Consider the following 20,680-nt stretch of genomic DNA (forward strand, 5'->3'; position numbering starts at 1 on the left):
CAAGCATTAGCGCTTATCTGGCCTCATTGATTGCATTTTTCTATTATACTGACTTGCTCTGAGTGCTCGAACTGCACAATAAGGTCACCCTATCATAAATAAAAAGGCTTCCTCCGACCCATCAGGATTACGGAGGAAGCCATTTACTTTAATCAGGTACATGAGATTTCATGTACACGCCCTTCTTATACACCGATTTGATCGTAAAATGAATGCCGAGCTTGCGGTTCGTCCGGTAGATCAAGGAGTTAATCTCATCGATCCCCACCGGTTCACTTTCCAATATGCTACGTTCAGGCCATACCTGACTGACAATCTGCTCACGCGTCACAAAATGGTCTAGCTGACTATAAAGTAATTTGAACAGCTGGAATTCCTTCTTCGATAACGGGATCTCCACCTCACCGACCTGTACGGTTTGCATATGGTCATGCACTCTAACTCCTTCACCGAGTAGGTCAGAAAGGCGATACTCCCTCGTCTCCTCCAAATCGTTCTCCATCCGAAGCTGGATCAGTCCATTCACCAGCGTCAGACTATCCCCTTCTGCAAAAGGATACCTCTCATATGGAACAAGGCGTTGCCCATTCAACTCCGTTCCATTTTTACTATCCAGATCCTCGACCCACAGCTGAAACTGTGCATCATAATGAATACGGCAGTGCCGTTTGGAAATCATCTGATTGTACACGGACAGATCCAGCTCACTACCTCCTGTGTAACGCCCCACCGTTATGGAGCGCCCTTGCCGTACATAAGCAAATGAACCGTCACTTTCCTGTCCAGGTGTACGAATGACGATTTTTGCCGTCTCCCGCATGTTATTCCCCACCTTCAAAATTCACTCTCTCTCTATATATGTTCAACTAAGGAGTATTTACAGTTGCACTCCGATGACAGAACAACCTCCGATCGCTGTTATCCCCGGATTTTTTTGAATCCCTTTTTCAAAGGGGAAATCCTGGGATAAAGGCGAACGCTTCGCTTCTTCAGTTTGTTTCTGTCCTCTCCGTTCCACTGTAAATGCTGAGCGAACATATATGTTCGTTCAAATAATAATGATAACTTCATCAGATTTGTTCCATTGTTTGCATTCATGACAATTTATATAGTGTATACATGGCGTCGTTCTATGCTTTTCTCTACTATACCAGACGTTGTGCTTTTTTTCTCATAACGGCCGGACAGATGCTTTAGCTTATCCAACAAGAGAGGTATTTCCCATGAAGAAAAAAACCATTTTAATATACGTGCTACTTGCCTTCGCTCTATCTATCACCTTAACTGTATTGTCTCGCGTAACTGAGGATGGTGGTTTATCACCAAAAGATACATCCGCCTCCGAAATCTCATGGCTTCGAATGAACAGTCAGCCTTAAAGCGGTAGTACCTTATTATAAACGAGGCTCCTGTACAAAACGTTTCACGAATGTCATATTAGGCAGGGGAGAATTCAGTGGAAGGATAACAGGGAGGTAATCATGAGATGAAAGGTAACCGGTTGAAACAAATAAAGATATTTTTCATAGTTGCGCTTGTTGTTATTCTTCTTGAACAGATCCCTCCAATTCAGCAGCAAACCGCTATTTTTGCATCCAAAATATATGTATTGGTCAACTATGGATCAACCTTTACGTATCAAAACATAGAATACAGTCCGCAATTCGGGAACTACGATGTGTTCTATACGGATCAACATAGAGAACAACACTCCTTTACAGTCATCCCCAAGTATTTTCCTATATTCGTAAGCTATGATTCTATAAGTAAACAGGCGTTAGCCTTCCCTGAATACAATAGTTAAAATAAAAAAACTTACTTCCACCAAAGCACCGTTTCAGTGGAAGTAAGTGAGATATATTCATTTATTTTGTTGCACGCTGTGAAACCTCATTTATTTTCTCCCGGATCAGTTGAACCATTACCATTACCATCATCCTCAGCCTTCACTGCACTTTCCCTAGGCTGAACTTCCTCCATCTTGCTCGAAACCTTTTGATACAGATAAGAGATGCCCAAGAGTAAGATACCAAAGCTGAAATAAGCGATAATCTTACTGCCCGCGGTCAGCAAACTAACATCATAGAATACCATCTTGCCTGTAGCCAGCAGGGTTAGACCTAGACCCAGACGGCGAATCATCACATATTTTCTACGGAAACCGTAGGCAATGTAGAGGATGGCAAGAATCAGGTAGATTAGGCTGAAGAGCAGCCCCACATCCCCCCATTGGAACTGCACCGTCATGAAGACGGTGATTACACCTAACAGGTAGACTCCTGCAATGACAGGATACCATTCAATACTTTTGAACTGCCCACGGATAGCTGTAATTAACAGATCTCTTCCTGCGAAGAATACCCCCACATTGAAGATGATCAGTACAATAAGTCCCACAATCTCGGCAGCCGTATGTTGCTGGACATCAGGTTGCAAGGCTGGCAGATTCAACGTTACCGCTAGCGCTATGCAGTAACCCACAGCATGTAGAATGTTCGTGTAGTAGCGTACAAATCGACCTTGTAACGACTTTACTTTGCTCAGTCCATAGGCTAACGCAATCGTCAGCGAGGCAAACAGAATGAATTTGTAGAACAGGTATAACGGGAAGCTATCATCCACAGCTCTGCTATACAGTTCATTCGATTCATACAGAACATAGAACCATAGGTTCACCAGCGTAACGTATTGGAATCCTTGCAGGAAGCCACGCTCTACTGTGTGATAACGCAGCATTCCTGAGGATGACAACGAGCCCCGTTGAACAAATGAATAATACAGCGTAATCGCCAGCGAACCAAATGTGATACAGGAATACTTCAGCATAAAGTGAGACTGCATTCCCATGATGAACATCACGAGCACATCAATATAGATAAAGGTAACGATGCAGAGCAGCACCACGCCCCATCCGGCACGTTCCACCGCTTTGAATCGCTTCAGATGACCAAGGGTGATAAGTAGAATTCCTTCGATTAACCAACCCAAGGACAACCATTCTGCTCCAAACTGGAACGGTATAATCAGAACCGCAAAGGTTAACGAAGTGATGTAGAACAACAGAATCGTCTGTCTTTCTTGCACCATATGACGACGGACGAATCGCGCCAGCCCGAAGTAAACCAGACAGAACACTAGAGCCAGCAGCCCTTGTGCATCCTCCCAGCCCTCTGCCCTGAACAGTACATAGAGCATGAGACAGCTGATACTTGTATTCATGGCGAGCAAGGCGAAGTCCCACCAGGTTAGTTTCACTCGATGTTTGAATGGATAAGCCAGCGTGATGCCCAGATACAACGCAAACGTCACAACCGAATACAACATGGCTACGATATTACTCGGCGATAACCACAGCAGAATGAGCATCGACGGTGTGTTGAACAAGAAGCTGATATAATGCACAATGGGCCAACGTTTACCAAACGAGATCAGAACGATAATCCCATTTAAGAGCAGCAAATAGATCATCGCCGCATAAACGGCGCGTCCTTCCAGCCCGAAATACCCCATGTATGAAAATAACGGTAAATAACCTCCGACGAGTCCTAGCGTACAGATTGTTTTGGATTGATACCTCAGCGACAGCACAACAGATACCGCTGATACAAGAACAGATAACCCTAGAGCCGTATACAGTCCAATGATATGCAGCAAGAAGTAACTGTAGAAAATGGACCCAAACAGGATGGATATGCCTCCACCTAACAGTCCCATGGCAAACGTCTGCCGCTTACGGCGGAACAACCACTCTCCCCCAGCGAGCATGAGTACACCTAATAAGAAAAAGGCTGTACCTTTCATCTGATCACTGAACCACGTGGAATAGGAGTAGCGGAATGCTGCACCCACACCCAGAATAAGGAGTAAAATGGCCACCTTGTTGATCCAACTTAAGCCAATCCTCATCTCCATCCGGTTTTGGCGAATGCGTTGCTTAATCGTCTCCTCACTCAGCTCTTCCGCAGCCATATGATCATATCCTTGATGCATCTGCTGACGTATCGCTTCTTCCCGCTCCCACAGCGTTTGCCGTTGCCGCTCTATCCGCTCTCTTACTTCCGCAGCTAAATATGCAATACGTTCCTTGATCTCATGCTCATCTTCTTGCAGCCCCTCGGCAGCCCGGTTATAGATGGCATTAAGATTCGCTTTGGTACGATGCTCATGAGCCTCCAGCCGATCATGATGTACAGCTGTCTTCCCCCGGAAATACGTCTCCATTTTCTCCTTCGATACACGGATCAGATTCAACTTCTCATCCAGCATCTGTTCAGACAGCGCCATCCGAAGGCGGCCATTCTCTTCTTCCATCTGACGCGCCCGAATCTCCAACTGTTTCAGCTTGAGCTTATACGCCTCAGACTGCTCGCGCAATTGTTCGTTCTGTACAATCAGATCATCGGATTGGTAATCCTGAAGCAGTTCGTTATACTCCTTAACCAACTGCTTCTGTTGCTCTTGCACCTGATGAAGCCGATCCTTGAACTCCTTCATACCTTTCCTCCATTGGTCGATGTTGATTTGTTTTCCTATATTTTACTCTATTGCGGTCTGAAAAAGATGTAAATGTTGCAATAACTCCGCTAATCCTTACCCATCCTTTGTGACAAAACAAAAAAAAGCCCAAGAAGCAATGAGCTTCTTCAGGCTTATATTTCACACAATCTGTACTCGAATCCATTATATTCGATGCTGAGATGCCGTCAGGCGTCCTTCGTAATCAAAAGTAAGCTTTTTGAACAACCTCTTTTATGCCGCATCTGTCGATTCTGTTGTATCATCTGTGCTTGGTTCAATAATTTCGGTCGCATCTGGATCAAGCCAGCTGGCAATCATTGTCCGTACATGTTGCAGATCTTCTTCCGATAGATCGTAATACCAGACACCGCCACGCATCGCACCCGTACCCTGTAACATATAATTGCTGATCGTAGGAATGCTATCTTTCATGTACAATGACTCGGCAAACTTCACAATAAAATCAGAGTTCATATTTGTTGTAAAGTTGGAGCCAGCAATCTTGATGACATCCGGGATCTTAGTTAGGTTTTTGACCTCAAGGGCACGATTCATGAATGCATTAAGAAAAATCCGATGACGCATCGTCCGGTTAAAATCGGAATCTTCACGATAACGCACATATCCCAGCGCTTCCTCTCCGTTATAGATCGGTTTGTTCGCTTCGACGAACAGCTTTTCATGCGTCTTTAGCTTGTTCTCAATATTTTTCTTGATTGGCAGCTCAACACCGCCTACCGCATCAACAATATCTTTCAGACCATTAAAGTTAATGGCCGCATAGAAGTCTACTTTATTCTCCAGCAGCTTCTCCACAGTATCCATAGCCATCTTGGCCTCACCGTGGGCATACGCTGAATTAATCTTCGATTTTACATCCCGACCTACGATTTCCGTATAGGAGTCACGCGGAATGGACAGTAACAGTACTTTATTATCTTCTGGACGAACAACGGAGTAGATGATGGTATCCGAACGACTTGGTTCGTTGTCACGTTGATCGATTCCGAGCAGTAGCAGCGAGAATGGATCGGTATGTTCCACAACGGGTGCATCTTCATTACCCGCTGGTTTGTAGGAATCATCCAGTGCTTCCTTCACGGTATTTGAGGCGAACATGTTAAATGCCAGTAAGACCAGTTGTTTTTGATAAATAAATCCCAGTCCGCCTAACAAGACAAGAACACTCAGGGTAATGATCAGGGGCTTCTTCCATCTCTTCTTCGGTTTCTTTGGCTTCCGTCTGGTTAGATGAGCTGCACTGTTTTCCATGATTTCTCCTTTAACTCTATAAGAGCGGTTTCTAACAATCATTTAACTATATTAATAACACCATTTCAATAGATTAGGTTATAATCGCCATGATAAGATATGGCACAAAAAGGAGCGATACATGATGGAATTTCGACATTTAGGCAACAGCGGCCTACGCGTATCTGCACTTGGTCTAGGCACCAATGCATTCGGCAAACGTGCTGACGAATCGACGTCTACCCGTATTATTCATGCCGCACTGGATCAAGGGATTAACTTCATCGATACCGCTAACATCTATGCTGGCACCGAATCCGAACGAATTATTGGACAAGCCCTTGCAGGCAAACGGGAAAACGCTGTGCTTGCTACCAAGGCCGGACTACCCCGGCACGATGGTCCTCATGGGCGGGGTTCCTCCCGCTATCATTTGCAACAAGAGCTGGAGCAGAGTCTCCGTCGTCTGCGGACGGACTATATTGATCTGTACCAGATCCATACCTTCGATCCGCATACACCGCTCGATGAAACGTTGCGCACGCTGGATGACATGGTATCCTCCGGCAAAGTCCGTTACATCGGGGCATCCAACTATGCCGCATGGGAGCTGATGAAAGCTCTCGGCACAAGCGAGTTGAAGGGCTACGTCTGTTATATTTCAACGCAAACAAGCTATTCCCTCGCTGACCGTACACCTGAGCTTGAATTGGTACCACTTTGCCTGGATCAAGGCGTCGGCATTATCCCGTATTTCCCGCTGGCTGGCGGTATCCTGACTGGCAAGTACAATGGAGAACAAGCTGTACCATCCGGCTCTAGGGCAGATACCGATCCATCTTTCAATCGTTTTCTGCTGGAGCACAATATTCATTTAGGACAACAGGTTAGCGAGAAAGCGGCAGAACATGGTTGTTCCCCGAGTGTATTATCCCTCGCTTGGCTACTGGCACGTCCGGCCGTTTCAACGGTGATCGTTGGAGCCACACGTACAGAACAACTGGAGCACAATCTCCAGAGCCTTGATCTCAAGCTGACATCCGACATGATGGCTGAACTGGATCAGCTTAGTGATTCGTTCCGTCATAGGGAGCCTTTTGCAACCTACCGGCTAACTGAATAACCATGAATCTAAACTTGCAACCGTTCATAGTTCATCATAATTTCTCTTAAGCTATGAGCTAGTTTAGCAAAATAATTAAAGCCCAAAATAAATAACCTCCCGGCTGCAACGTCAGGGAGGTTTTCAATGGTTGAGTATGATTTTATGTAGGATAATCTTCTTCTCTCACTACAATGTGTAGTTTAATAATGTATACAAAATCCAATAAAGTCCGTTATTCGGATTTATGATTAATAAACTCACGTAAAATATCCATATACTCTTCCTTACGATCACTTACCAGATCAAAAAACGCCTTGTCCGCAGCCTCTACAACCTGAATCCCCCGATTCGCAAGAGCCGTGCCCTCTGGAGTTGTAGAAATAATATTTGCTCGTGTATCCGTCTTATGACGAGTACGTTGAATCAGCCCTCTCTTTTCAAGCGCACGAAGAACTTGGGATGTGACATTAACATCAACATTAGTAAATTGGGAAATTTGAACCTGAGTAATACCATTACCCTCTTCATCGCGTTCATTCAACCATAAGCATCCATGTAGAAGTACAAATTGTGGGTGTGTTAACCCAAGCGGCTCTAGAACCCGTCTCATTTCCTTACTCCACATGGTTGTAACCTGCCATAGCAGGTGTCCTGGACTTTCATTTGCATTTTTAAACTGTGAACTCATCTCAATTCCTCCATCATCGATGCCTTAGAATTCTACTTAAATTTCATATACTAGAGAATAGTACAGAATAATGGTCGTCACAAGAACCGGCTCATGGCGGCTTTATCACGCTTTGGGACAACCACTATATCTAGGCATTACAGATTAATTATTGTTATAACGTTTTTGCCATCCTATCCGTTGCAACTTTGCAGCTTATTTCATGTCTGTTTAGCGTGAAGGGATAAATTGCTTCACCCATTGTCCGAACCCCTGCGGATTGCGACTCTGGATCAAGACCGTTCCTTCTCCCCTGAACCGGCATACCAATCCTTCTCCACTAGTTACGCTGGACAGCCAGCCCTGTGATGCCTTCTCAATGCGATAATTCATATACTGAGGCCATGCAACGAGATGCGCATTATCAACGATCACCTCTTCGCCCGCAGCCAGATGAATGGCATGGATTGCACCATACGAGGACAGAAATACCGTTCCCCGACCACTGATCTCAATAATGAAGAATCCTTCTCCCGAAAAGAGACCTTTTTTGAGATTCTGCATTTTGCTATTCACCTGAATACCTTCAGTACCCGCGAGAAATCCATCCTTCTGAACATAAAGAGAGTATGATCCGTCTAACTCAACCACTTGAACATCTCCCATGCTTGCAGGGGATAATAGAACCTCTCCCGATCCTCCAGTTGCCGTAAGCTCTTGAAAGAAGAACTTCTCCCCACTAATCATGCGTCCAAACCCTGCGAACATGCCGCCTTCCGCAGAGCCTCTCAGTTCAAGCGTAGGGGTCATAGATACCATCGCTCCACTCTCAGCCTTGAACCGTTCTCCGCGCTCCAGATTAACCTTGAGCATAGCAAACGCACCTTGATGCAGAATCTCATAATTCATTGCTTCATCAGCTCCTTGTGGTCTTCAGAACCAAAATCATTCAATCCATTGTCCTCTAACACCAAAGCCTTATCGCCATATTCTCTTACGATATGCTGATCGCCCCAATTGCATAATGCATTGAGTATCGGTTCCAAACTCCGACCATAATCGCTTAATTCATACTCCACCTTCGGTGGAACCTGGTTATACACGATTCGATTCACAATGCCATCATCCTCAAGCTCTCTCAATTGCTGTGTCAGCATCTTCTGTGTAATGGCGGGCATAATGCGCTTCAGATCACTGGTGCGTTTCTTCCCGTGGGTCAGATGGCATAAAATCACACATTTCCATTTCCCGCCGATAACCTCAAGGGTTGCCTCAACAGAAATGTTGTACTTCTTCCTCTCCATGGTATATCTCCTCCCTGGTGAATTTCATTAACGGTATAGGCACCAAAAAGTACGTATGGTACTAAAAAGTACGTACTATTCATTTTGTATGGAATATCTCATAATAGCATTTGCCAGTACGTAAATCCACATTCCAGGGAGTTGAGCTATATATGTTACAAAGTTCCAAACGAAGTACTTTCGCGCTGCTGGCACTCGCAATTAGTGCATTTGCCATCGGCACCACGGAGTTTATCAGCGTAGGTCTGTTGCCGCTTATTGCAGACGATCTAGGCATATCTGTAACCACAGCGGGATTAACCGTTACCTTATATGCACTTGGCGTGACGTTTGGGGCACCCATCCTGACCTCTCTAACGTCTACTATCTCACGCAAAACGTTGTTACTTGCAATCATGCTTGTTTTTATTGCCGGCAACACGCTTGCGGCATTATCTAGCGGGGTTACGCTGTTGCTTATTGCTCGGATCATCACGGCTCTGTCCCATGGTGTGTTCATGTCGATCGGTTCAACCATTGCAGCAGATCTTGTACCCGCCAATCGTAGAGCTAGCGCGATCGCCATCATGTTCTCCGGTCTGACCATTGCGACCGTTACCGGTGTACCTCTGGGTACCCTCATTGGTCAGCACTTGGGTTGGCGTGCAGCTTTTATCCTGATCGTGGTCATCGGGCTCATCGCTTTGGTCGGCAATCTGCTGCTCGTGCCCTCCACACTGGAGCGCGGCACACGCACGGCCTTCCGGAACCAGCTGAAACTTGTGACCAATGGACGATTGCTGCTTGCTTTTGCCATTACAGCCGTCGGCTATGGAGGAACGTTTGTTGTCTTCACCTATCTGTCTCCACTATTGCATGATATTAGCGGGTACGCTGAGCAAACGGTGGCACTCATTCTGCTTGTGTACGGCATCGCTATTGCAATCGGTAATATCCTTGGTGGAAAAGCAGCCAACCGTAGTCCACTGCGGGCACTTTTTTACATGTTTATGATCCAAACCGTCATTCTGGGTATACTATATTTCACAGTTCCCTTCCAAACAGCAGCATTGGTTACCATTCTAGGGATGGGGCTGCTTGCTTTCATGAATGTACCCGGATTACAGATGCATGTAGTGACACTCGCAGAGCGGTATGCACCGCAGGCGAAAGACGTAGCCTCAGCATTTAACATCGCCGCCTTTAACGCAGGTATTGCCATTGGCGCCTATCTCGGTGGTGTAATCACCGACTCCATAGGCTTAATCCATACAACATGGGTAGGTGCACTTATGGTGCTCGTTGCGGTCATCCTAACCGCTTGGGCGAGAGTACTGAACCGTAAAGAAATGAATGTACCGGCTCATGAGTAACGTCTCTCATTAAAGTCTACGAATCAAGATACTCTCTAATCTAGGAGCTTATCTTGAGTAGGGAACCGGTTTCAAAAAAGTGTATAGTTATATAATATACGTTGATTCCAATTTGATCTACTATGATTTGATTTTGTATCATGAAATAATAGCAATTCTGCATGAAGTAACGAATTGTATACACATCAAGGAGGACATTTTAATGACAACAGCACATAACCTACAATCGACAACAACATTGCATAACGGCGTTCACATGCCTTGGTTTGGACTCGGTGTATTTAAAGTAGAAGAAGGAGCAGAATTAATCTCAGCGGTTAAACATGCCATTAAACATGGTTATCGCAGTATTGATACTGCTGCGGTATATGGCAATGAAGCTGGCGTAGGGCAAGCGATTGCTGAAGCATTACAAGAGAACAACCTTAAGCGCGAAGACCTCTTTATCACGTCCAAAGTATGGAATGCCGACCTTGGATACGAAGAAACACTTGCCGCTTTTGATACAACGATGAATAAGCTGGGACTCGACGTCTTAGATCTATATCTGATTCACTGGCCAAAAGCGGGTAAATACAAAGCTGCATGGAAAGCCATCGAGGAGCTTTACCAAGCTGGACGGATTAGAGCAATCGGAGTAAGTAACTTCCAGATTCATCATTTGCAGGATCTCATGCAGGACGCTACGATCACCCCTATGGTGAATCAGGTGGAATACCACCCTCGTCTGACGCAGATGAAACTGAAAGCTTTCTGTGAAGAACACAACATTCAACTTGAAGCATGGTCGCCGCTCATGCAGGGTCAGCTGTTGGACAACCCAGTGCTTACAGAGATTGCATCAGCAAAAGGTAAATCCGTTGCACAGATCATTTTGCGTTGGGATCTACAAAACGGTGTCATTACGATTCCGAAATCCACTAAGGCGCATCGCATTGAAGAGAATGCTTCGATCTATGATTTCGAGCTATCTTCTGAAGAGATGGAACGAATCAATGCGCTGAATGAAGATCAACGCGTTGGCCCTGACCCGGATAACTTTAATTTCTAATGGGTTAAATTAGATATCTCCAGTTAATCATATCCATAAAGCCTCCATATCTACGCCATGGCGTAAGGTATGGAGGCTTTTCGTACAATCTCAGAAACTTCAATGTAGGGAATATAGTTAATACGAGAGCAACGCTCTCTACAGCTAAAATATGATTCACGGACACATGCGGATAAGTATGCTAACCGCTTGGCTTCTGAATCGGGGTGGAGGCACGGAAAGGTTGCCAATCATCCTCACCCGACAAAATAAGAGGTACCGTATATTCAGCCGCTTCCTCATCCGTTAGAAGGTTCGCCCAAGGTACACGAGCTCCTGCTTGTGCCTTTCCTGGCCCTGAACTGTTATATTCTGCGAATACCACCGTGCTCTCTGCATCTGTTTTATTCCAGTTATGCCAGCCTTCCTGCTTCACATGGGCTCCAATCCAGCACTTGAGGAAGCACACTTTTGCGTAATTGCGCCAAGGCCGCCCAAGATACACCGATTCAGGAGGTGCGTTGCTGGTCAGATCACAGTCAATGAACACATAACCATACTTCACATCTTCAGGCGTGGAAGCTGCGGTAACATAGCCCTGCACTTCTGCCTTTGCCTGATCCGTACCAGACACACGAACTTTAGAGAAGATCTCACAATCTTTGAATACCGCTGTCGCCGAGCCAAAAATAAAATCTACATCGCCCTCAATGTAGCAGCCTTCATAATACTGTCGTAGCTTACGCCGCTCAGCCCCATCGCGAGGACCGCCAAAAAAGCTTCGATCTAACGGTTGCTCCGGGAGCGGCCCGGTGAAGATTGTATCCTGGTGCCCAATGAATCGGCAGTTCCGGAAGGCTGCCCGGTCTCCATCAACATAGATGGCTAGAGCCTGACCAACCACCTTCCCTGGCCCCGCTGAGTTTACGAACGAGAGTCCTTCTGCGGTAAAGTCATCAGACCCAACAAGCACAGTATAAGAGTGAAAGGTATGATAAAGCTCGCCATTCGGGAACGTCTTGAGGGCATAGTCATCATACGTGATGATCGTCTGCTCGGCTCCCTCACCGATGAGGTGAACCATAGGCTTCTCAATATGCAGCTTCTCAACATACACACCTGGCTTAATGCGAATCTCTAGCCTGCCTTTAGAATGATCAGGAATTGCATCAATCGCAGCCTGAATGGTCTTGTAATCACCACTTCCGTCAGTTGCCACGGTATAACACAAGGTGTCCTGGTTCGAATCTGTGGGTGGCAGCATGGGTTTTGTCATGACAATCGCTCCATTTCCAGCGCGGCCAGTAGCAGTGGTGCTGTACCCATGAAGGAGTCACTAACTATCTGCTCACTTACGTAATAGCTGTACGATCCGTCTCGATCAAGACTGAGTCCTGCCCCATGACATATGCTGTTCAGCTTCACCCCATCTGCCGTCTCTTCTACCAACCGAGATGTTAGACCTTGCCATCCTTTCTCAGCCGCTTGCTTGAACTGTGGCTCCAAATAACGCAAGCGCACACCTTTAGCGAGTGCATACACAAACATACTGGAACCTGAAGCTTCCAGATAGTTGCCTTTGCGGAACCCTTGATCCAGCACCTGGAACCAAAGACCACTATCCTGCTCCTGCACGCGTACCAATGCGTTACACATCCGCTCGAAGATACCAATAATCGTTCCCCGCTTCGGGTGATGGATTGGGAAATGTTCTATACTGTCCACGATGGCCATCGCATACCAACCCATAGCTCGACTCCAGAAGTGTGCGGAACATCCTGTCGTAGAGTCTGCCCACACCTGCTCCTTCGATTCATCCCATCCATGATAGAGCAGACCTGTTCGCGGATCACGTGTCTTACGTTCAACCAGCAAAATCTGATGAGCGACCTCATCCCATAATTCCGGGCGATTGAATTTTTTCGCGTATTGTGCGAGAAAAGGGGAGGACATGTACAGTCCATCCAGCCACATCTGGAATGGATAGATTTTTTTGTGCCAAAAGCCACCTTCCGATGTTCTTGGCTGCCCCGCCAGTTGTGCCGCGAGTAGATGCGCCGCTTCCTCATAACGCTGATCTTCGGCATCTTCCATCAGCCGAAATAGATTCTTACCCTGATTAATCTGATCCAGGTTGTATTCTTCAAGCGAATACGTCGCGATCGAACCATCCTTATGAATATATAGATCCATATGCCGCTTCATAAAATCGATATATTCGCCTCTGCCATACTGTTCACCCGTTTGCGCCATCGCCATAAGAGTCATGCCTTGAACATAAGCCCAGCGTTCAGAAGGAAATGCATGATAACCGTCATTGTCACATTGCTCTACAATTGTCTCTGCTATTCGTTCAGACCAGGATAACTGCGTCTGTATTGGCATAAAAACCAACCTCCTAGGATGTGATACGGTAATGTATATTGCAAACTCGATCCTCAAACGACCAAAATACCTGTTATTCGTTATTGATGTTCAGGTAATCGCTTCCGAGAAACTGCCGTTGAACTGCGGTGATTCAGCTGCGGTTGAATCACCACCGGATACTCCCTCTGCTCGCCGCGAATCAACGATACGATTAACTCTGCTGCCTGTGCCGCCAGTTCCTCCAGCGGTGGACCAATCGTGGTGAGCGCGACTTCGGCGTACTGCATATCCGGCAGATCATCATAACCAATTAATGATATATCCTTAGGCACGTTATAACCGGCTTCGAGAAGCGCACGCAGCGCCCCCGGGTCACCAGGTTGTTCAGCCCGATAAACGCTGTTGGTGATTCCGACCCAAATGAATAATTTCGAATGGCAAAATATCCGTCCTCCCACGATGAGTGCGCAGGCAACACATCGTGAGGTTCAAATTCAAGACCTGTACGCTGCAACGCTTCCCGGTATCCCTCCAGCTTGATATTCTGGGAGTTTCCGATGAATCCGATTCGACTATGTCCCAGGGATTGAAGGTGCTGTACAGCCTTGTAGATTCCTTCTTTGCGATCAATCTTGATGTAAGGTGAATTCGGGGCTTCATCCGTACCGAGTACAAAACAAGGCATGTTCAAGGTAGCGAACTTTTTCCAGAAGGCTTCCCGATCTTCGAGCGCGTAATCCCAGAGGATACAGCCGTCCACACGTAACTGACTGAATATATCCACTCCATCATCCGCTACAACGAGGATCATCTGGTAGCCCCGTTTCTTGAGTTCCGCATGCAAATTGCCTGATATGTTGGAGAACAATGGATTGCTCAGTTCATCAAGAACAAAGCCAATGATGTTGCTTCTGCCAGTGGAGAGCTGCTGAGCCATAATGTTTTTTCGATACTGGTGCTTCTCTGCCACCGCGAGCACTTTCTGTCTCGTCGCAGGTTTGATTCGAGGATCACCGTTGAGCGCCTTGGATACCGTGCTATAGCTCACCCCTGCCAGTTTGGCAATGTCCTTAATGGTTATCAAAATCAATCAACACCTCTCATACCTTGGGAAACTTATTGCTGTGCAGCCTTATACCGGTCATATTGCGCCTGTCTGCCGGCAATAACTTGCTCAATGTTCATTTTCTTTAATGTTTCAATATAACTATCGAACTGATCTAGACTTGTATCTCCACTAATAAACTTGAAGTTCATTTCTTCCACATATGTCGTAATATCCGGCATGGACATGCTCTCTACGCTAGCTTCATCTGGCAGAGCATACACAAACGGGAAGGGCTCACGGATATACGGTTCCATTTCCTTATCAAGCTTGGCATGCCACTCTGCTACGACGGAATCCGCAGAATCGGTAGATTGGATATTCGGCAGATTGACCGGCCCAATACCGAGCTTCTGAATGTATTCGTTGTCTTTACCTTTATCCGTGAAGGTCTTTACGCCATTTTCTTCGGTGTATGTGTCATCCTTGATGCCCCATGTGTAATACGTCTGTGCTTCCTCACTTACCGCATAATCCAGGAAACGGAAAGCTAGCTCTGGATTTTTACTGTCCCGGGTAATCCCGAAAATGCCACTCACCGGTGTACGTCCAATATAGAACTGGTCACCATGCGGCCCTTTTAACGGCAGGATACCTTTGAAAATGGGCTCAGCCGGGTCGTAATCCTTGTACAGCGGACTGTAGACCATCGACATATACCAACTAAAATTAAACGTTGCACCTGTTAAATCCTGCGAGATCCGAGAAGTTACCTGATCACTCGTTGTGCTGGCATAATCTACACCGAGCAGACCTTCCTTATAAAGCCCGTTCAGATAGGTCAAATATTCCTTATAGGCAGGCTCATAATAGCTGAAATGGACCTTGCCTTGATCGTCAGCGTAGAATTGGTTCGACAGATCCAAACCAAATACTGGTCCAAATGCCATCGGAATAAACTTGGATTCCATGGACAATGGAATTTCATCCGCCTGCCCATTGCCATTCGGATCATCGGTCTTGAATTTGCGCAGCATTGCTGTGAACTCATCCAGCGTTGTTGGCTCGTTCAAGCCGAGCTTCTTCAGCCAGCGCTGATTAAGCATAAATACAGGCATATAGTTTTTGGTCAGCGTTTGCTGTGGCACATAATACATTTTACCATCTGGCGTTGTTAAACTGGCTTTGACAGAGGGGGATTGTTCATATATTTTTTTGAGGTTCACCCCGTACTTATCCACCAGCTCATTCAGTGGAATAAACAATCCACTATTAATGTATTTCATAAGCTGATCCTGATCCGGCAAGTAGACGATATCTGGTAAGCCAGTGCCTGCTGCCAGCCGTGGATTGACTGCATCCGCATAGTTCTGGGGCGGAATCAGATCCCAATCAACCTCAACCCCTGCATTACTCTCAATTTTTTTGACAATGGCGGCGGTAGATAGATCAACGTTGGTCGTCCACGCATTCGTTCCAAGAATGGACAGCTTCGCATCAGGCTGATCGGTCACCGGCCCTGCTCCGGTGTAATTGAATGCTGGTTCTGAGCTTGTTGGGGCATTCTCTGCATCGGTTCCTGTTCCTGCGCCGCCACTACATCCTGCTAAACTGATTGCCAATATTGCTGCAATGACACTTTTTCTTCCTGCTCCTCTAATTCTCATCCGCTAATCCTCCTTGTTATGAACAACCTGGGTCATACGGTGATCAAGTTGTAAGGCTATCCTTTCACGGCTCCGAGGGTAATCCCCTTGACGAAGTACCGTTGGATAAATGGGTAGATCGATACAATCGGCAGAATGCTGACCACAATAGATACGTACCGGACTTGAAGTGTTGAGACTGCCAGCGCACCTGAAGTCATGGTACCTCCCATCTTCTGCATCACCTCAGGTGAGGCCATGATCAATACTCGGCGTAAGAACATCTGTAAGGGCTGCATATCCTGCTTGCCGAGATATAGTAGCGCAGAGAAGAAATTGTTCCAGTGAAATACGGCATAATACAGCGTTAGAACAGCTAATGTTGGCTTGATAATAGGCACCGCCAGGCGGTATAGCATGGTCATTTCGTTGGCACCGTCGATGCTTGCGCTCTCGAAAATCTCATTCGGAATGCCTTCAAATGCAGAGCGACAGATCATCACGTTAAATGTAATGACCAGCACAGGCAACACCATGACCCAGCGTGTATTGTACAGTCCGAGAGATGTAATCAACATGTAGACGGGAATGAGTCCACCCGAGAAATACATCGTAAAGGCGATGAAAAAGTTCAACTTTCTACGCAGGAAAAATTGCTGTCTGGATAACGGGAATGCCGCTAAACAGGTCGCTACAATATTGAGCAGCGTACCTACGACGGTGTACCACAGGGTATTGTAAAAAGAGACCCATAACTCGCTATATTGCAGCACCATTTTATAACCCGATAGCGTAAAGCCTACAGGCCACAAGACCACTTGTTGTTTGTCGATGGCTTCCACCGAACTGAATGAAATACTAACAACGTACAGAAAAGGATATAACGTAACAGCGACTGCCAAGATGGTCAGCAAATAGATAAATGCATAGAATAACCGGTCACTTCTCGATTTTTGCATATCAGATCTCCTTTGGGGGAATGGTCTTACCAGAGTGACATCTTGGTCAATCGCCGAGTCATTGAATTGGCTGCAAATACAAGCACAAACGTGATGATGGAGTTAAACAGACCTACAGCTGTTGCAAAACCGTAATTCTGCCCTTCAATCCCCATCCGGTATACGTAAGTGGATAATACATCGGCCGTCTCGTAGGTAGCTCCGTTATAGAGCAGATATACTTTCTCGAAGCCTACGCTCATAATTCCACCTAGCGACAGGAGCAACAGAATGACAATCGTTGGTTTGATACTTGGAAGAGTCAGATGCCACAGCTCTTGAAATTTGTTGACTCCATCAATCTTGCCGGAATCATACATCTCAGGGTCTATGCCCATAATTGCGGCAATGTAGATAATGGAGCTGAAGCCGAAGCTCTGCCATATATCCGAGCTGGTGAAGATGGTGCGGAACCATCCGGCGTCCATCATGAAGTTCACTTTTTCCATACCAAGCTTGGCGATCAGGGTGTTGACGATTCCGTCTGTAGGGGACAGAAAATTGATAATCATGCCTGCAACAACGACGGTGGAGATAAAGTGCGGAAGATAAGTTACGGTCTGGGCAAATCGCTTGAAGGTTCGATTCTTGATCTCAACGATACAGACAGCGAACAGGATGGGGATGGAGAATCCGAATAGAAGCGGCAGGAAGGCGAGTAGGAACGTGTTGCGTAGCAGCCTCCAGAAGTAGATGGAATTCACAAACTGATCAAACCACCTTAGACCAACCCATTCCCCACTGAACATTCCCTGACCGGGGATGAAATTCCGAAAGGCGAGCAGAATGCCCGGCATGGGGACGTACATGAAAATCACGTAATACAGAAAGATTGGAGAGAACATAAGCAGCAAATACTTATCCCGTTTGACTAGGCTGAACAACGTGGACATCCGTTTTTTCACCTTGAATCAATCCCCTCGAAATAAAATTACAACGTTTGAATTTTTGGATAGAATTAAATCTTTTTTCCATAATCACACCTACTCAGCAAATTTATTATAGTTAATAAACATTATTAAATTAGCATAAAGTGCTATATACTCTGATGGTGTGAAGCTGGGTTAATAATCTACGTCCATAATTACAACGTTGTAATTTTAACTTAAATGTATACGCTTACATAAACTTTTAATCATCTTAGCAAAGTCTAACTTGTTTGGCAACAACAAAAATCAGTTTCCAGCTGTAACTTTCTTGAATGCAGTCTCGCATACGCGAGACTGCCCATGATAATTTAGACCTGATTCCGATATTCCATCGGTGTCATAACATACACTCGCTGAAAAGCTCTATACAACTGGCTGACGCTGGAGAATCCCAGCTCATAACTGATTGTGGTTACTGAATCAGTCGTAAGGCGGAGCCTTCTGGACGCTTCTTCTACCCGCAAATTCAGCAAATATTGATAAGGTGTTGATCCCGTAAGAGCCTTGAAAGAACGCATAAAATGATACCGGCTCTGATGCGCAACCACCGCCATCGAATCAATATCCATTGGGCCTGTGTAGGCACTGTGAATGTAATCAAGCACTCGGCGGAGATGAGGATCAATGAATGTACCGGTATCTACCGTTTCTATTTCATTTTCCTGCCCCATCAACATACGTCTTAGATATGTCTCAATCGCTAGTTCTGTTTCCTGTACTCGCAGCAAATCGGGCATGTCATCTAACAAAATGGAATGCCAGCTTCGAAACAAGCTACTGATCTCCGCAGGATCGAAAGTCTGGGCAAGCCGAAACTCAGTCCGTCCCCCACTTAACTCCGCGCCTTCGTAACTTCCTAAAGGCGGTTTACGGAACTTGATCACTATGACAGCCGAATCTGAACCTATTTCAAAATTATGCTCCATTTGAGGATGGGCAACAATCCCCATGCCTGCTTTCAGAGGGTATGCATGCTGTTCCTGTACCAGATAACATTGGCCTCTGACCGGCAGAGTTAGCTGATACCAGTCGTTATGTACATGAGGCTCATTCGCGAATCCACCAGTAGCTTTCCATAATTCCAACCCATTTAGCGTCATGTTTAATTCCATCGTTTCCTCACCTGCTGACATTATAGCAAATCGTGCTCACTTTCCAAGCACTTTTCACAAAGACATGATCTGCCCCATCTTTTATCATAGAAAAAAATAATTCGAGGTGATCTCCCATGGCTCAGGCCACTTTAAGCAAAATGCAAATCAACTCCTCCGCCAATTGGGCACTCGCCGGAGTTAGTTTCGCCCATCTGCTGAATGATGCGGTGCAGACGGTTGTTCCATCCGCGTTCCCGCTGTTCCAGCAGACCATGCAGCTCAGTTTCGCCCAGATGGGCTGGATTGCCTTCACCCTGAATATTACCGCATCCGTTCTTCAGCCACTGGTCGGTTATATGTCAGATCGTAGGCCAATGCCCATCCTGCTCCCCGGAGGCATGTTATTCTCCCTGGTCGGTGTTCTTGGCTTAGCCTTGTCTTCCGAGTTATGGATGCTGCTTGTTTCGGCAGCACTGATTGGTATCGGCTCATCCATCCTCCATCCCGAATCCTCACGCGTGGCGCATATGGCAGCCGGACGTGGACGCGGCATGGCGCAGTCGATCTTCCAGGTAGGAGGCAACACGGGGCAGGCACTTGCTCCATTGCTGGTTGCCTTTATCCTGCTGCCACATGGGCAGCGTAGTTTTCTGTGGCTGATGGGTTTTGCCCTGATCGGCATTGTTATTCAGTCTTATGTCAGTCGCTGGTACAGAGACAAGCTTGCCGAGACTCGCATTCGTCAGCAACAGCCTCTAAAATCAAGCGGCGCAGAGTCGGTAGCTCGACCTATGAGCAGGGGATTCATCGCTTTTACAATGGGAATTCTCATCCTGCTGCTGTTCTCCAAGTTCGTATATATCGCTGGCATGACCGGATACTACGCCTTCTATTATGCCGACGCGTATCACTTGCCTCTCTCCCAAGCGCAGATCTGTCTGTTCGTTCTGCAATTCGCAGGCATGGTCGGAACCCTGCTCGGCGGCCCACTCGCTGATCGCTATGGACGTAAACCGATGATCTGGTTCTCCATTGCGGGCACCGCACCGTTCTCCCTGTTACTGCCTTATGCAGGACCCGTCCTGTCCATGGTGTTGTGCGGAATGATTGGACTAATTCTGATGTCCGGCTTCAGCGTCATCATTGTTTATGCACAGGAATTGCTTCCTCGTCATATTGGAACGGTATCCGGATTGTTTTTTGGCCTGTCGTTTGGCATGGCTGGACTTGGCTCGGTTGTGTTAGGTTCTTTAATTGATGTGACCAGCGTTGCGTTTGTTATCAAGTTATGTTCGTTTTTACCACTGCTTGGTGTGTGTGCTGTATTTCTGCGCAGGGATCGAACAAGAACAGCGTGATGACCGTTGAAACCTT

Annotated in this window: 20 protein-coding genes; 6 read left to right on the forward strand and 14 right to left on the reverse strand. The window is 46.3% G+C overall.

Features of this window, described 5'->3' with window-relative positions:
* Positions 1-148 precede the first annotated feature (148 nt).
* Complete coding sequence (locus DMB88_RS28965; RefSeq protein WP_128104063.1) at positions 149-820, reverse strand: FHA domain-containing protein; 672 nt, start codon at positions 818-820, stop codon at positions 149-151.
* Positions 821-1,223: 403 nt separating this feature from the next.
* Here DMB88_RS28965 and DMB88_RS30395 point away from each other — a divergent pair, with 403 nt between their 5' ends.
* On the forward strand, positions 1,224-1,379 hold the full coding sequence (locus DMB88_RS30395; protein ID WP_164848815.1) for a hypothetical protein: 156 nt from the start codon (positions 1,224-1,226) through the stop codon (positions 1,377-1,379).
* Positions 1,380-1,486: 107 nt separating this feature from the next.
* Positions 1,487-1,804 (forward strand): hypothetical protein, encoded by a 318-nt coding sequence (locus tag DMB88_RS28970; protein WP_128104064.1) that lies wholly within the window; start codon positions 1,487-1,489, stop codon positions 1,802-1,804.
* Positions 1,805-1,890: 86 nt separating this feature from the next.
* On the opposite strand, the gene DMB88_RS28975 is transcribed toward DMB88_RS28970, so the two are convergent.
* Together DMB88_RS28975 and DMB88_RS28980 are read right to left on the reverse strand one after the other, a co-directional pair.
* Positions 1,891-4,494: a DUF2339 domain-containing protein gene (locus DMB88_RS28975; protein ID WP_128104065.1), complete on the reverse strand. Its 2,604-nt coding sequence runs from the start codon at positions 4,492-4,494 to the stop codon at positions 1,891-1,893.
* Between the two features lie 255 nt (positions 4,495-4,749).
* Entirely contained in the window at positions 4,750-5,790 is a 1,041-nt protein-coding gene (locus DMB88_RS28980) for an LCP family protein (RefSeq protein WP_128104066.1), read from the reverse strand.
* Between the two features lie 124 nt (positions 5,791-5,914).
* Between DMB88_RS28980 and DMB88_RS28985 the strand changes: the two genes are divergently transcribed.
* Complete coding sequence (locus tag DMB88_RS28985) at positions 5,915-6,892, forward strand: aldo/keto reductase (RefSeq protein WP_128104661.1); 978 nt, start codon at positions 5,915-5,917, stop codon at positions 6,890-6,892.
* Between the two features lie 214 nt (positions 6,893-7,106).
* Here the strand turns inward: DMB88_RS28985 and DMB88_RS28990 are convergent, their stop codons facing one another.
* The 3 genes from DMB88_RS28990 to DMB88_RS29000 form a co-directional block, all read right to left on the reverse strand.
* Positions 7,107-7,562, reverse strand: a complete 456-nt coding sequence (locus DMB88_RS28990; RefSeq protein WP_128104067.1) for a MarR family winged helix-turn-helix transcriptional regulator — start codon at positions 7,560-7,562, stop codon at positions 7,107-7,109.
* A gap of 210 nt (positions 7,563-7,772) precedes the next feature.
* A complete protein-coding gene (locus DMB88_RS28995) occupies positions 7,773-8,450 on the reverse strand; it encodes a TIGR00266 family protein (RefSeq protein ID WP_128104068.1) in 678 nt (225 codons plus the stop codon).
* A complete protein-coding gene (locus tag DMB88_RS29000; RefSeq protein WP_128104069.1) occupies positions 8,447-8,845 on the reverse strand; it encodes a winged helix-turn-helix transcriptional regulator in 399 nt (132 codons plus the stop codon). Before DMB88_RS29000 ends, DMB88_RS28995 begins: the two co-directional genes overlap by 4 nt.
* A 152-nt stretch (positions 8,846-8,997) precedes the next feature.
* Here DMB88_RS29000 and DMB88_RS29005 point away from each other — a divergent pair, with 152 nt between their 5' ends.
* Positions 8,998-10,197 (forward strand): MFS transporter, encoded by a 1,200-nt coding sequence (locus DMB88_RS29005; protein WP_128104070.1) that lies wholly within the window; start codon positions 8,998-9,000, stop codon positions 10,195-10,197.
* A gap of 202 nt (positions 10,198-10,399) precedes the next feature.
* The gene (locus DMB88_RS29010; protein ID WP_128104071.1) at positions 10,400-11,248 is read left to right on the forward strand and encodes an aldo/keto reductase; all 849 of its coding nucleotides are present in this window, start codon (positions 10,400-10,402) and stop codon (positions 11,246-11,248) included.
* A 181-nt stretch (positions 11,249-11,429) separates the two neighbouring features.
* Here DMB88_RS29010 and DMB88_RS29015 read toward each other — a convergent pair whose 3' ends face one another.
* The 8 genes from DMB88_RS29015 to DMB88_RS29050 all read right to left on the reverse strand — a co-directional run bounded on the left by DMB88_RS29015 (position 11,430) and on the right by DMB88_RS29050 (position 19,324).
* Positions 11,430-12,503 carry a pectinesterase family protein gene (locus tag DMB88_RS29015; RefSeq protein WP_128104072.1) on the reverse strand — a complete coding sequence of 358 codons (1,074 nt, stop codon included), beginning with the start codon at positions 12,501-12,503 and terminating at the stop codon, positions 11,430-11,432.
* Positions 12,500-13,612, reverse strand: coding sequence for a glycoside hydrolase family 88/105 protein (locus DMB88_RS29020; RefSeq protein WP_128104073.1), 1,113 nt, complete (start codon positions 13,610-13,612; stop codon positions 12,500-12,502). The genes DMB88_RS29015 and DMB88_RS29020 overlap by 4 nt, the downstream gene beginning before the upstream one ends.
* 80 nt (positions 13,613-13,692) lie before the next feature.
* A complete protein-coding gene (locus DMB88_RS29025; protein ID WP_164848816.1) occupies positions 13,693-13,926 on the reverse strand; it encodes a substrate-binding domain-containing protein in 234 nt (77 codons plus the stop codon).
* A complete protein-coding gene (locus DMB88_RS29030; protein WP_164848817.1) occupies positions 13,905-14,678 on the reverse strand; it encodes a LacI family DNA-binding transcriptional regulator in 774 nt (257 codons plus the stop codon). The genes DMB88_RS29025 and DMB88_RS29030 overlap by 22 nt, the downstream gene beginning before the upstream one ends.
* A 32-nt stretch (positions 14,679-14,710) precedes the next feature.
* A complete protein-coding gene (locus tag DMB88_RS29035; RefSeq protein ID WP_128104076.1) occupies positions 14,711-16,306 on the reverse strand; it encodes an extracellular solute-binding protein in 1,596 nt (531 codons plus the stop codon).
* A 56-nt stretch (positions 16,307-16,362) separates the two neighbouring features.
* The gene (locus DMB88_RS29040; RefSeq protein ID WP_056703312.1) at positions 16,363-17,244 is read right to left on the reverse strand and encodes a carbohydrate ABC transporter permease; all 882 of its coding nucleotides are present in this window, start codon (positions 17,242-17,244) and stop codon (positions 16,363-16,365) included.
* A gap of 26 nt (positions 17,245-17,270) precedes the next feature.
* A complete protein-coding gene (locus tag DMB88_RS29045; protein WP_251383214.1) occupies positions 17,271-18,188 on the reverse strand; it encodes an ABC transporter permease in 918 nt (305 codons plus the stop codon).
* Between the two features lie 332 nt (positions 18,189-18,520).
* A complete protein-coding gene (locus DMB88_RS29050) occupies positions 18,521-19,324 on the reverse strand; it encodes a helix-turn-helix domain-containing protein (protein ID WP_164848818.1) in 804 nt (267 codons plus the stop codon).
* Positions 19,325-19,440: 116 nt separating this feature from the next.
* Here DMB88_RS29050 and DMB88_RS29055 point away from each other — a divergent pair, with 116 nt between their 5' ends.
* Positions 19,441-20,664, forward strand: coding sequence for an MFS transporter (locus tag DMB88_RS29055; RefSeq protein ID WP_128104078.1), 1,224 nt, complete (start codon positions 19,441-19,443; stop codon positions 20,662-20,664).
* Positions 20,665-20,680: the final 16 nt, after the last annotated feature.

The sequence above is a fragment of the Paenibacillus sp. DCT19 genome, from assembly GCF_003268635.1.
Lineage (GTDB): Bacteria > Bacillota > Bacilli > Paenibacillales > Paenibacillaceae > Paenibacillus.

What these genes read in the sequence shown, in the direction of transcription:
- DMB88_RS28965 (WP_128104063.1), bottom strand. Translation starts at nt 820, where the DNA reads ATGCGGGAGACGGCAAAAATCGTCATTCGTACACCTGGACAGGAAAGT.
- DMB88_RS30395 (WP_164848815.1), top strand. Translation starts at nt 1,224, where the DNA reads ATGAAGAAAAAAACCATTTTAATATACGTGCTACTTGCCTTCGCTCTA.
- DMB88_RS28970 (WP_128104064.1), top strand. Translation starts at nt 1,487, where the DNA reads ATGAAAGGTAACCGGTTGAAACAAATAAAGATATTTTTCATAGTTGCG.
- DMB88_RS28975 (WP_128104065.1), bottom strand. Translation starts at nt 4,494, where the DNA reads ATGAAGGAGTTCAAGGATCGGCTTCATCAGGTGCAAGAGCAACAGAAG.
- DMB88_RS28980 (WP_128104066.1), bottom strand. Translation starts at nt 5,790, where the DNA reads ATGGAAAACAGTGCAGCTCATCTAACCAGACGGAAGCCAAAGAAACCG.
- DMB88_RS28985 (WP_128104661.1), top strand. Translation starts at nt 5,915, where the DNA reads ATGGAATTTCGACATTTAGGCAACAGCGGCCTACGCGTATCTGCACTT.
- DMB88_RS28990 (WP_128104067.1), bottom strand. Translation starts at nt 7,562, where the DNA reads ATGAGTTCACAGTTTAAAAATGCAAATGAAAGTCCAGGACACCTGCTA.
- DMB88_RS28995 (WP_128104068.1), bottom strand. Translation starts at nt 8,450, where the DNA reads ATGAATTATGAGATTCTGCATCAAGGTGCGTTTGCTATGCTCAAGGTT.
- DMB88_RS29000 (WP_128104069.1), bottom strand. Translation starts at nt 8,845, where the DNA reads ATGGAGAGGAAGAAGTACAACATTTCTGTTGAGGCAACCCTTGAGGTT.
- DMB88_RS29005 (WP_128104070.1), top strand. Translation starts at nt 8,998, where the DNA reads ATGTTACAAAGTTCCAAACGAAGTACTTTCGCGCTGCTGGCACTCGCA.
- DMB88_RS29010 (WP_128104071.1), top strand. Translation starts at nt 10,400, where the DNA reads ATGACAACAGCACATAACCTACAATCGACAACAACATTGCATAACGGC.
- DMB88_RS29015 (WP_128104072.1), bottom strand. Translation starts at nt 12,503, where the DNA reads ATGACAAAACCCATGCTGCCACCCACAGATTCGAACCAGGACACCTTG.
- DMB88_RS29020 (WP_128104073.1), bottom strand. Translation starts at nt 13,612, where the DNA reads ATGCCAATACAGACGCAGTTATCCTGGTCTGAACGAATAGCAGAGACA.
- DMB88_RS29035 (WP_128104076.1), bottom strand. Translation starts at nt 16,306, where the DNA reads ATGAGAATTAGAGGAGCAGGAAGAAAAAGTGTCATTGCAGCAATATTG.
- DMB88_RS29040 (WP_056703312.1), bottom strand. Translation starts at nt 17,244, where the DNA reads ATGCAAAAATCGAGAAGTGACCGGTTATTCTATGCATTTATCTATTTG.
- DMB88_RS29050 (WP_164848818.1), bottom strand. Translation starts at nt 19,324, where the DNA reads ATGGAATTAAACATGACGCTAAATGGGTTGGAATTATGGAAAGCTACT.
- DMB88_RS29055 (WP_128104078.1), top strand. Translation starts at nt 19,441, where the DNA reads ATGGCTCAGGCCACTTTAAGCAAAATGCAAATCAACTCCTCCGCCAAT.